8 protein-coding genes and 1 riboswitch are annotated in these 11,434 nt (G+C 54.4%); all 8 genes read right to left on the reverse strand.

Annotated features, from left to right (window positions below; all coding sequences use genetic code 11):
- Positions 1-16 precede the first annotated feature (16 nt).
- Positions 17-898: a carbohydrate ABC transporter permease gene (locus O9H85_RS19515; protein WP_269883090.1), complete on the reverse strand. Its 882-nt coding sequence runs from the start codon at positions 896-898 to the stop codon at positions 17-19.
- A gap of 19 nt (positions 899-917) precedes the next feature.
- The gene (locus O9H85_RS19520) at positions 918-1,880 is read right to left on the reverse strand and encodes an ABC transporter permease (RefSeq protein WP_409348169.1); all 963 of its coding nucleotides are present in this window, start codon (positions 1,878-1,880) and stop codon (positions 918-920) included.
- A 77-nt stretch (positions 1,881-1,957) separates the two neighbouring features.
- Entirely contained in the window at positions 1,958-3,598 is a 1,641-nt protein-coding gene (locus O9H85_RS19525; RefSeq protein WP_269883091.1) for an extracellular solute-binding protein, read from the reverse strand.
- Positions 3,599-3,789: 191 nt separating this feature from the next.
- Positions 3,790-6,162 (reverse strand): AraC family transcriptional regulator, encoded by a 2,373-nt coding sequence (locus O9H85_RS19530; RefSeq protein ID WP_269883092.1) that lies wholly within the window; start codon positions 6,160-6,162, stop codon positions 3,790-3,792.
- Positions 6,163-6,431: 269 nt separating this feature from the next.
- Positions 6,432-8,171: a stalk domain-containing protein gene (locus O9H85_RS19535; protein ID WP_269883093.1), complete on the reverse strand. Its 1,740-nt coding sequence runs from the start codon at positions 8,169-8,171 to the stop codon at positions 6,432-6,434.
- Between the two features lie 256 nt (positions 8,172-8,427).
- A complete protein-coding gene (locus tag O9H85_RS19540) occupies positions 8,428-8,901 on the reverse strand; it encodes a C40 family peptidase (RefSeq protein ID WP_269883094.1) in 474 nt (157 codons plus the stop codon).
- A 5-nt stretch (positions 8,902-8,906) separates the two neighbouring features.
- Positions 8,907-9,044, reverse strand: a riboswitch (cyclic di-AMP (ydaO/yuaA leader).
- 295 nt (positions 9,045-9,339) lie between these two features.
- Entirely contained in the window at positions 9,340-10,290 is a 951-nt protein-coding gene (locus O9H85_RS19545; RefSeq protein WP_269883132.1) for an ABC transporter substrate-binding protein, read from the reverse strand.
- A 319-nt stretch (positions 10,291-10,609) separates the two neighbouring features.
- Positions 10,610-11,422 carry a hypothetical protein gene (locus O9H85_RS19550; protein ID WP_269883095.1) on the reverse strand — a complete coding sequence of 271 codons (813 nt, stop codon included), beginning with the start codon at positions 11,420-11,422 and terminating at the stop codon, positions 10,610-10,612.
- Positions 11,423-11,434: the final 12 nt, after the last annotated feature.

Raw genomic sequence — 11,434 nt, forward strand, 5'->3', positions numbered from 1 at the left:
ATACTCCATGCGCCGCTCAGCCCTTCAATGCGCCGACCATCACGCCTTTGACAAAATATTTCTGCACGAACGGGTACACCGCCAGAATCGGCACGGTGGCTACCATAATGGTCGCGTATTTGATCGTCTCCCCGATCTGGAAGCGGTCGGCGTTGTCCGCTCCGGTCGACATGCTGTCGGTCGAGTTGGAGATCAGGATCTCGCGCAGCGTTAACTGCAGGGGATAGAGACTTCGATCTTTCAGAAAGATCGAAGCGTAGAACCAGCCGTTCCACTTCTCGACCGCGTAGTACAGAATCATGACGGCGATGACCGGCATGGACAGCGGCAGAATGATGCGGAACAGGATGACGAAGTGATTGGCGCCGTCCATCTTCGCCGATTCCTCCAGGCTGTCGGGCACGGACATGAAGGCGGTCCGCATGATGATTAGGTAGAACGTGTTGACCGCAAAAGGAAAGATGGTCGCCCAGAGCGAATTGAGCAGGCCGACGTTCTTGACAACGAGATAAAGCGGGATCAAGCCGCCTTGAAAAAACATCGTGAACACGATAATGAAGATGAACAGGTTGTTCCACATGACGTTCTTGCGGGAGAGCACGTAGGCGCCGAGCGAAGTAAAGATCAGATTCACCAGGACGCCGAATATAACGATGAACAATGTATTCCTATAGCCGATCAGAATGCCGGGGTTGGCAAACACGCTCTTGTAGGCCTCCAGGCTGAAGCCGAGCGGCTTCAGCAGAATCCCTTTGAAGGTGATCAGCTGGCCTGCATCGCTGACGGAAGCGAACGCCACATAGAGCAGCGGGTACAGGGTTACGATCATCAGGACAATAAGCACCAGGTGAACGACCGTATCGAAGGCGGTATCCGCCAGTCCGTAGTCTCTTTTCATCAGGGGTCACATTCCTTTCTCACCACAGGCTGCTTTCGTTGACCTTGCGGCTGATCCGGTTGGCGGTTATGAGCAGGATCAGATTGATGACCGAGTTGAACAAGCCGACGGCGGAGCTGTAGCTCCAACCGTTCTCGAGCAGACCCTTCCTGTAGACGAAGGAGGAAATCACGTCGGAAGTATCGTAAATCGACGGGTTGTACAGCAGGATGATCTTCTCCCAGCCGACGTTGAGCAGGCTTCCCATGCGAAGGATGAGCATGATGGCGATGGTAGGCAGGATGCCGGGCAGGGTGATGTGCCATATCTGCTTCCAGCGGTTGGCGCCGTCCATGCGGGCGGCTTCGTACTGCTCCTGGTCGATGCTCATCAGGGCGGCGATATAAATGATCGATTCGAAGCCGATTTTTTGCCAGATTTCGGAGACAATGTAGACCGTACGGAACAGCTCGGGCTTTTGCAGCAGCGCCTTACCGTCGCCGCCTACGTAGGTGAGCAGGGTGTTGATAATGCCTCCGGCGTTCGTAAAGTCCTTAATCATCCCGCAAATGACCACGAGCGAAATAAAATAAGGCATGTACGTAATGGACTGGGCCCATCGCTTGAATACTTTATTCCGGACTTCGTTGATCAGAATGGCCAGGATGATCGGTGCCGGGAATTCGAAGCAAAGGGAGTACAAGCTGATGATAACCGTGTTTTTCAGAATGCGCCAAAAGTAATAGCTGCTGAAGAAAGCATTGAAATTATCGAATCCTACCCATTCGCTCCCGAGAATCCCTCTCATCGGCGTATAGTCTTTGAACGCAATGATCGCTCCGTACATCGGTGTGTAATGGAAGATCGCGTAATAAGCAATTACGGGAACCATCATCAAGTACAAATATTTGTTGAGCGCAAAATCCCTTCGGAACCTCGGCAGGAACGCGTTCTTGCGGACTTCCGTCTTTGCCGTAGTTTCCATGGTCATCGTTTTGGCCATCAGTTGCGCCTCCTTCCGATTTGAATGTAAGGGGAAAGGGAAGCCGGCGAACCGGTCCCCGTCCCCAACAAATCCAATCAGCGTTTGTTGTAACGATCGAGCGCCGCCTTCTCGATTTGAAGCGCGCGGTCCAGCTTCAGCGTCTTCATTTTTTCCATGTATTTATCGAAGTTGTCGACCGGCTCGGTGCCGAGAATGATTTTGAGCGTCATTTCGTCCACAAGGGTGTTGACGTCGTTCATGATCTTGGCCATTTCCGAGCTTTCCTCCGGCGTAGGGGTGATCGGCGGCAGCTTGTGCTTGTCGACGTCGGTTTTTTGCCAAATGGCAACGGCGTCGCGCTGGGTCGGCAGAGCCAGGTATTGCTCGATGTAGCGCTTATCTTGAACGAACGGTCCGCTATAGTTGGCGCGGATATAGAGCGACATCGCTTGGGAAGGAGAGAGCTTATCCGGATTTTTCATGAGCTGGTCCGTATATTTCGGATAGCCGTTCTCCATCTTGTAGCTGACGCCCTCGGTTCCGAAGTTGAAGAACATATGTCCTTCGTCGGAGTAGCCGTAATCAAGCAGCCGGGCCGCCAGTTCCGCGTTCTTCGAGTTCGCCGTGATGGTGACCATGCCGCCCGAGGAGAACGGATGGTCCTTCTGTCCGTAGAAAGGCGTATCGCCTTTCTTTAGCACAGGATACGGCGCGGCGACCAATTTCGCCTTCGGGTCTTTCGCTTCGACGATCGGCTGCCAACGTCCGATCCCTCCGCCTGCGTTGCCGATCGTGGCGCCGGTCGCGCCGCTCCCGAAGTTCGCGTCCATCGCTTTGGTATCGACGGTGGCGATATTTTTATCGATCAAGCCTTCGCTGTACCATTTGTGGAACAGAGCCAGAAAATCTTTGTAGCCTTTTTCGGCCGGACCGAATTTGATGGTACCGTTATCCAGGTAGAAATCGCGGGTGACCCCGTAGGCTTCCATGAAATGGCCGTTGTTAAATTCATTAAACGGACGCGGGACACTGACGACCGAAAACGGGGCGGCGGCGCCTTTCTTCTCTTTAAACGCTTTCAATGTCGTGTACCAGTCGTCGATGGTTTCCGGAACGGGAAGACCGAGCTCATCCAGCCAGTCCTTGCGGATAATCGGCCCTTGGTACACCTGCAAGGCGGCGTCGCCGCGGATAAAAGGAAACGCGTAGTAGCTTCCGTTATCGGTTTTGACCATTTTATCGATGTTCGGATTGTCCTTCAGATATTTCTTCAGGTTGGGCGCATACTTATCGATGATATCGTTCAGCTTGAGAATATAACCGTCTTTAATGGCTTTTTCCGGTCCGCCCGGGAACGCCCCGAGAAAATCGTATTCAATCATGTCGGGAAGATCCCCGGAGGCGAGCATGACGTTCAGCGCTTCCTTCGCCTGGTTGGTCGGCGGGGCGGTGAATTTCAGCTTGACGCCGGTTTTTTTCTGCCAGTCCTGGAAGAAGGGGACATCCGCATGGGCGGATTTGACGCCAACGATATTGCCCGTAAGCTCTCCCCAATAGGTCAGGGTTTTATCCGTTTGGATCGGATAAGTGGTCGCCTTACCGGGCGCGGGGTTGGTCTTGTTGTCGGAGGCGTTCGGAGCCGGTTTCGTCGTGTTGGACGAACAGGCGACCGCCAAGCTGCTCATCATAGTGGTAATGACCAATGCGGAGACTAGGTGCTTTCTTCTTTTTGTCATAGAGAAGACCTCCTGAATTACCGGCAAACCGGATTTCGTCGGAGCGAAAGAGCTCCTGCCTATAGTATAAGACAGCGCTTACATTTCTGGGAACCGCGAAAATATCCAAACGCATCTTCAAAACCTCCAAATGCATCGCCAAAATCTCCAATCCGTTCGCAGGAGGGCCAAAAAAGCCGCGGCGGGCGCGGCTATACTTTGAGCGCTTCTTTAAATTTGCCGGGTGTGACGGCTTCGTACTTCTTGAAGGCGCGGATGAACGCATTCACATCATTGAAGCCGACCGAGGCTGCTACGTCACCGATCGTCCGGTCGGTTTCCTCCATCAGAAGCTTGGCTTGCTCAATGCGCGTCTTGTTGATGGCATCGAGCAGCCCTTCGCCGGTCTGATCCTTGAACAGCTTCGACAGATAGGTGGGCTTCATGTCAAAATGCTGCCCGATCATCGAGATGTTCAGGTTCAGATCGCTGTAATGCTCGTCGATGAAGTGCGCCACCCGTTCTACCAGATCCGTGAGCGCGCGCTGCCGCGACTGCTGCAGGCACATCTGCCGTTTCTCGGCGGTATACTGGCACACCTGCTCGAGCAGCTCCGTCATCTGCTGCTGCATCTCCTGGATCGTTACACACGAGGCGAGCCGTTCGATCCGTTTCGGATTCCGCAAGAGGAAGCTTTCCTGCACGTCGCCGATATCGCTGATAATCTTCATCATCGTGCCCACCAGGTCCATCATCAGGCAGCGGGCGAGCGCCACCGATCCGGCCGGACGCTTCAGATTGCCGTCAATGATGTCGCCGAGCGTTCGCTTCGCCTTCTCGAAATCGCCGATCTTCACGCAGTTGATCAGCTGCTGTTCCGCTTGTAGCGGGTAATAGTAGCCGGCGCCCGTATCCCGTCCCGCCTCCCTGCGGATTTCCTCGTAGGAAAGAATTTCCTTGCTGCCCATGACTAGTTTGTACTCCATCGCATCCATCGCTTCGGTATAGCACTGCGAGATGCCGATCGTCTTGCAGTGAACGGAGGAGATGGATAGCGTTAAGTGGATCAGATAATGCCGTTTGAGGAATTCCTGCGTCTCCCGGGCAATTTGCAGCAGGGTGCTTCTTTGCTCGGCTTCTTCCTCCTCTTGGAAATTGATAAGACATGCGAAGGCTTCATCGATTTCGACGACATACCCCCGATTACGCCGCGACACAATCTCTTCCATGACATTGGTCAAAATAAACTGCAGCAGCTTGCGCTTGCCGCCGGGGTCCATGCCTTGAATCCGTTCATAGAACGGTCCGATCTCTTCGATATTCATCAGAATGACGGCGAATTGGTCAGAGCCAAATTTCATATTGAAGGCCGCCATCGCCTCGCTCAGCGAGACCTGACTGTCCAGCCTTCCCTTGAGCAGCCGAACGATGAAATTGGAACGCAGGATGTGGTGCTGCTGCTTCATTTGCGAGCTGATGTTGTCCATCTCGGCTAACGTATGGTCCAGCGCCTGCTCGATATAATGAAATTCATTGGCGCTTTGGTGCAAATCCAGCGCGGCCTTGCCCGATACCGCCTGTACCAGCCGCCGGACGGGATTATAGTTTCTGCGGAGGAAGAAGGTGGTTAGGAGCCCGCCGCCAAGGAGACTCACCAGAATGCTGGTATACGTCAGATTGCGGACATGCTCGGCCTTTACCCAGTAGAGACGGCTCGGAATCATGGAAATGTATTTCAGGCCCGACCTGGCGGACTGAATGTGCAGAACCTCATAGTTCTCCCCGTTCTTGTTGTAATAGAACAGGTTGGAATCCTCGTTCAACTGCTCGAACGGGAAATCGGCCGGCATCGGCTTGTCGGAATTGGAGACGAGCACCTCGTTTTGTTTATTCAGAATCAGGACGTCGCCCTCGTTAAACAGCTCCATGTTCTCGATCGATCCGAGAATGCGGGATTGGTCGATCATGAGCACATTGGTCGCGGTGGGAGCGCCTTTATCGGAAGGATAAGAGCTGACGTAAGCAACCGTCTTCAGCTTCTTGCCGTCATCTCCAATGCGGATCATCGGCAGGAAGCCTTTAAAGCCGCTTTGATTCACGATGGACCGCCACTTCGCGTACGGAAAGCCGGGGTCCGAATGCAGTATATCGTAAGTGAACGAACCGTCCCTGTAGAGACCCGGCAAGATCGCTTTATCGGTCCCGGGCAAATAAATATAGAAATAATCGATGAGGGAATAAGCGGATTTATACAGCTTCAAATCCTGGGAGATTTGATAAACGTCATAATTGTAATCGTTCGGGTAGACGTGGTATTTATTCGAGTAGAGCAAATCCTGTACCTTGAAATTCCAGGTCATCTCGATATTGAGACGTTCCATCGCCTGAAAATGACTGTCCATCACTTCGCGGACCTGCTTCAAGAGCGAGCTGTTGGCCTGATGAATTTCGCTCTCCAGCGTACGGCTGGATTCTATATAGACCACAATGCTGAGAAGCACGGGCAGGAGCAGAATGGTTATATAGGAAACAAGCCAGGTCAGCATGATGCTTCTGCGGTGGATTCCGATGCGCGCCAGACTCAAGGACGATTCCTCCCATCACAACAGCCGGTTCAACCGTTTGTCAGAATGTTTTCTGAATGCGCTTACAGGAAAGGGGGGGTAAAAGAACATATATTTATTTTACCTTTTCTTTGGGGTCCCGTACAGACCGGCTTGCAAAAGAGTCCGTTTCTATCGCCGGTAACGGCATAGAGCGTAGCCGCCGTTTACCTGTGACTCCTAGGGAGAGACTCCGGGGCGGCACAGGCAACGGCCCGCAGCGGTAAGCGGCTGCGGGCCGACGGAGCGGCTTACGGCACCGCCTTGCCGTTCACCACTTTCCAAGAGGACCCGTCGGTATCATACACTGTACCAAGGCCGCTTGGATTTCCGTCGGTGAACTCGCCGATATATTTTTTGCCGCTTTTGAAATAATAAATTCCTTGGCCATTGAATTTGCCGGACTTGAAGCTGCCTTCATAGATGAGCTTGCCGTTCGCATCGTACTGCTTGCCTTGGCCGTTCTGCTCGTTGTTCTTCAGCTCACCGACGTATTTCTCCCCGGAATTGGCGTACCAGGTACCGATGCCTTCATAGGTGTCCTGAACGAACCCCCCGTCGTACATGAGGCGGCCGTCTTTGAAGATTTGCCCGTTTCCGTACCGCATCCCCCGCTTCATGTCGCCGATATATACGACGCCGGTATCGTCATACTCCACGCCGCGGTAAGTCAGGTCCCGGGTAGCAGTAAGATAACTCCTCCAGCCGTCTTCCAGCTGGGAGAAGGTTTTGCCGGTCAGCTGCTCCAGTACGGAAGTATAATCGCCCTGCATATACCAAACGTTGTTGATCTTGGACTCCCCGTAGGTGGACGTCAGGTAGGCATAGAAGGACTGCGCCTCCGAATAAATGAGCGGCAGGTCATTCTTCGACCAGTTGTCGTTGCTGTTTGGGATTTGCCGGAGCGGCAGCAGCTGCCCTGCATCCAGCGCCTTGTACACGTTTTTCTGACCCAGGAAATTAGGGTGAGGACCCTTGAGTTCATAATAGGTGGCGACGGCCTCGGCGAACCAAGTCGACGTGCTGAGCCGGCTCTCCTTCTGGCTGAGCGTTATGGCGTGCGTCATTTCGTGCTGCAGCGTTCCAAGGAGCCGGTCTATGTTGTTATTCGCCCTCAGCTTGACGAACACCGCCTTCTCCTGAGGACGCCAGACCGCTTCGCTCCAATCCTGGTTGATGTTATTGCTAAATGACGCCTCATCCAGGAAATAAATCGGGATTTTCGTATCCGGGAAATCCAGACCGAACTGCTGGATCAAATATTCATAAATAAAATCGATCTCAGGGGAGAGCAGCAGCACATCCGATTCATTCGAGTAGTAATACACTTGAAAATTGCGCGTAGTGAACGTTTTCCAATCATGCGCCTCTTTAAAGCTATAGGGCACGCTACCCGGCTTCGTGATGGCCGGCATCGGGTTCGGCGCTTGGTAGGTATGGTTGGCGTTAAAGTCCGCGCCCAGGGCAGGGGCCAGGGCCGCCCGACCGGGCTGCCCGACGGACACAGAATCCAACGTAATGGACACCGTCCGGCTCGCATCGTCCCAGGCTACCCGGGCGCCCAGCGATTCGCTCACGAACCGGGCAGGCACCATCGTGCTGCCGTTCATAATCAGGGCCGGCTGCTCCAGAGTGATCGTCTTCCCGTTCACGGAAGCTTCCGGTTGATCTACCGTCAGGACGATCCGCTTCTTGTCCTTGAAGCCGGATACCGTACGAGTGGAGGGGTCCCATACGACCGAGCCTCCAAGCTTCTCGAAAATCGCACGAAGCGGCAGCAGCGTGGAGCCGTTAACGATAACGGGCGGCTGCTCGAAGCTTTGCGCGGCACCGTTGATCGTTACCGCCACAGGCGAAGGAGCGGTCTGGGCCGCCTGGGTGGCCGCGTCGGCGCTTGCTGTCAGAGGGGCCGTTTGCAGCATCAGGAAGAGGGCGGAGGCGCTGACCATGGTCAGGCCAAGCCGTTTATATACAAAACGCAAAGGTTGCATGGATCGTTCAGCTCCTTTTCATAACCGTAATTTAAGGGGGCCCGAATACTCCTGTATTCGGGATGAAGCCGCCGACTCCTGCTTCAAGGGCGAAGGGAATGGTTGTCAATGAGTCCGTGCTCTTCCAGACAGCTGCTTCCGAACTCTCCGAGTAATGAAAGAAAGCCCTGCGGCTTGACCGCTCCGTAGAGGCAGCCTAAGCGCGAGGGCTTTCAAAGGGATAGAAATCAACGACAGGGCGACGGTCTTACTTCGCTTACTTCGTGTCGGTCATGAACTGATCATATTGATCGTCAGACAGGACGCGGCGCGCGGTAACATACCGCTTCGCATAATAGGACTCACTAAGCTTTGAAATCGTAACACCTTGATCTGCGGAATGATAGAATTTGCCATCTCCCACAAAAACGCCAACGTGGGAAATACCGGCTCCGCCGCTGGTGTCGAAGAACACCAGATCGCCGGGGCGAAGATTCTCCTTGTCAACCCATACGCCTTCGTGGGCTTGGCCCTTGGACGTGTGAGGCAGTGCAACGCCGAGCTTATTGAACACCCAGGCGGTATAGCCCGAGCAATCGAAGCCTTTAAGCGTCGTACCGGCATACTTGTACGGTGCGCCCAAACCAGCGTTTACCGCTGAGCTAAGTGGGGTTTCCGCGAAGGCGCTGCCGACCGAAATGCTGCAAAACAAAGACATGGAGAGTGCAAAACCTGCAAACAGCTTTTTCAAAGAAGTGCGTCCCCTTCCGGTGCCTACGAGGTTAGCTTAAGGGTTCGGTTGAAGGTTCCCTATGATCACTCTGAAGCGAGATCAATTCACCCAAAAATTGGATCCCCCGTTTTCCGCGAACGGAAATTCGGCAATATTTTCATATTTTTTTGAACGTTACCTATATTCGCGTAAAAACGAGGTTTTCCTCCTTTTGTCACAAAATGGTCACATTTGAACGGTTTTATCCTGAAACCTTTTGGTTAAAGACTTAGTCTGGTGTAACCGTTTTCTATGGCGTGGTTGCTGGATTGTGCTGAAATAACGGGTAGGTCTTCCGTCCGCGCTGCCCGGAGCATCAATGGCGAAACGTGTCGTATGGACGTTCCTTATAGGCAAAAAGACGGAGCCGGTCCGAATGAACCGTCTCCGTCTCCCGAATAGCCCGTACCCATTCCATTAGGGCTTGAGTAAATACTTCTGCACGTCGTCCAGCATCAGGTTCGCGGCGATAATGCCTCCGGACGAATTCCAGATGTCGTCGCTGACGCGGAACGCCTTGCCCTTTTTCACCGCATTCAAATTCGTCCATAGCGGGTCCGTTGTCCATTCCTTCTCGGCCGCGCTCGCTTCCTTCTTGTCATTATCCCAAGTGAAATAAAAGATTACGTCTCCGTCCATATCCGGAATGCGTTCTTTCGTGATCTCCTGCATGAACTCGTTGCGGTTCTGGGCGTCCGGCCGGGCGAAGCCGATGCGGTCCAAGGCAAAGCCGGCGAACGTATCCTTCATATATAATCTGGTTTTGCCGGGGATGAATCGCACGAGCGATACCTTCGTCTTCAGGCTGTCGCCCGCCTTCGCTTTCATATCGGCGATCCGCTGGTCATACTGCGCCAGCAGCTTGTCGCCCTCGGCCTTCAGCCCGAGCGCCTCGGCGTAGACCTTGAAGTTTTTTTGCCAATCGGACTGCAGCCGTTCGGTGAATACGGTCGGAGCTATGGCAGACAGCTGCGGGTACACTTTCTCCTGGCGAAGCTTGTTGCCGAGAATCAAATCCGGCTTCAGCTTGGCGATCGCCTCGAGGTTAGGCTGGTTCTCGTCGCCGACCATTTCCACGCCTTCCATACGTTTGGTGAGGTGCTCGTACCAAGGATTGCCGGACCACGATTTGACCGCGCCCACCGGTTTTACGCCCAAGGCGAACAGCGCTTCCGTACCCTCGTTGGTCAGAATGACGACCCGCTTAGGGGTTCCGGCGATTTTCGTCTCTCCCATGGCATGCTTGATCGTGTAAGCTTGCGCACCGGCCGTATCTTTGCTGGCGGTCGGAGCGGCGCTCGGAGAGGGGGAGCCGCAGCCGGCCAGAAGCGCGGTCAGCGAGAGCAGCCCGGCGACCGCGGCGGCCATCCACCGGGTGCGAGCGGGGCGAGAAGAGGATACTGAAGCATGGTCCGAACGAGAGAATAAATTCACTATGATAAACCTCCTATGTAATAGAAACGAAGATGGAAGCAAGAGCCGGCTGCCAGAATCGTTTCATATTAGTAATGATAATCATTATCAACAAAACAGTTTAAGGACTAGGCGGACCCTTGTCAAGAAATATCTTCTTGCATGATGGCGCCGGTACTGTCAGCAGGCTGTAAGGATGAAGCTTCCACTTTACGGCATAAAAAAACCGACCGGAGTCTTCTCCAGTCGGGGTTTGCTTAGGCCGGGGGAGGCGTTACGCCTTCTCGGTCCAATAGGCGTACTGCGTGCCAATCGCCCACACCTTGCAGAACATCTGCACCAGCCGGTAGGCCTGGATGCCGGCCAGGGCGGCGAAACCCGCCCAGACGTAGGCCGAAGCAAGGACGGCGGCCGTCAGCGTGAGCCCTATGGCCAGCACGGCCAGCGCCGTCAAGCCGATCGGGATCAGATGCCTCAGGAAGAACAGCAGCGAGTACAGGAAGGAGCGGCCGTCCAGCTTGCCGATCTGCAGGATCAGGAAGCCGAGCTGCAGCAGGAACAAGAACGCGGCATAGGCGCCGAGGGCCGGCAGAAGCGCTTTGGCGAGCCCTGGGTAAGAGGCTTGTTTTCCGTACTGCTCTACGGCGAAAGGAAGAAGCCAATACAAGGGAGCGAAGGATAGCAGCGTCTGGGCCCCGTAAATGCCGAAGTACGGGAGGCTGAGCTTGCGGATCCCCTCCACGAAGCGGTAGCCTGCGTTCAGCTCCGTATGGTGAAGCGAGTAGAAGACCCCGGCGTTCAGCATCGGGTGAAGCAGCATCCGCAGCCCGAGCAGGCAGGCCGCCCACCATAGATACGGGACGATCAGGTCGGTCTTGAGGAGCTGGAACTGTCCTTCGACCCAGAACAGCTGGGCCGTCTCCTTGCCCAGCTCCTGGACGGGATAGCGGTGGAGCAGGGGGAGAATGACCGACTGCAGCAGCTTATAGATCACCATGCCCCAAGCCAGGTTATAGACGAACAGGGCGCACACGGCAAACGGCTGCCGGTAGGCCAGGGACCAGCCTTGCTTGATCGTATTCCACATGCTCATTCCCCC

The sequence above is a fragment of the Paenibacillus gyeongsangnamensis genome (genome assembly GCF_027533625.1).
GTDB classification, from domain to species: Bacteria; Bacillota; Bacilli; order Paenibacillales; family NBRC-103111; genus Paenibacillus_G; species Paenibacillus_G gyeongsangnamensis.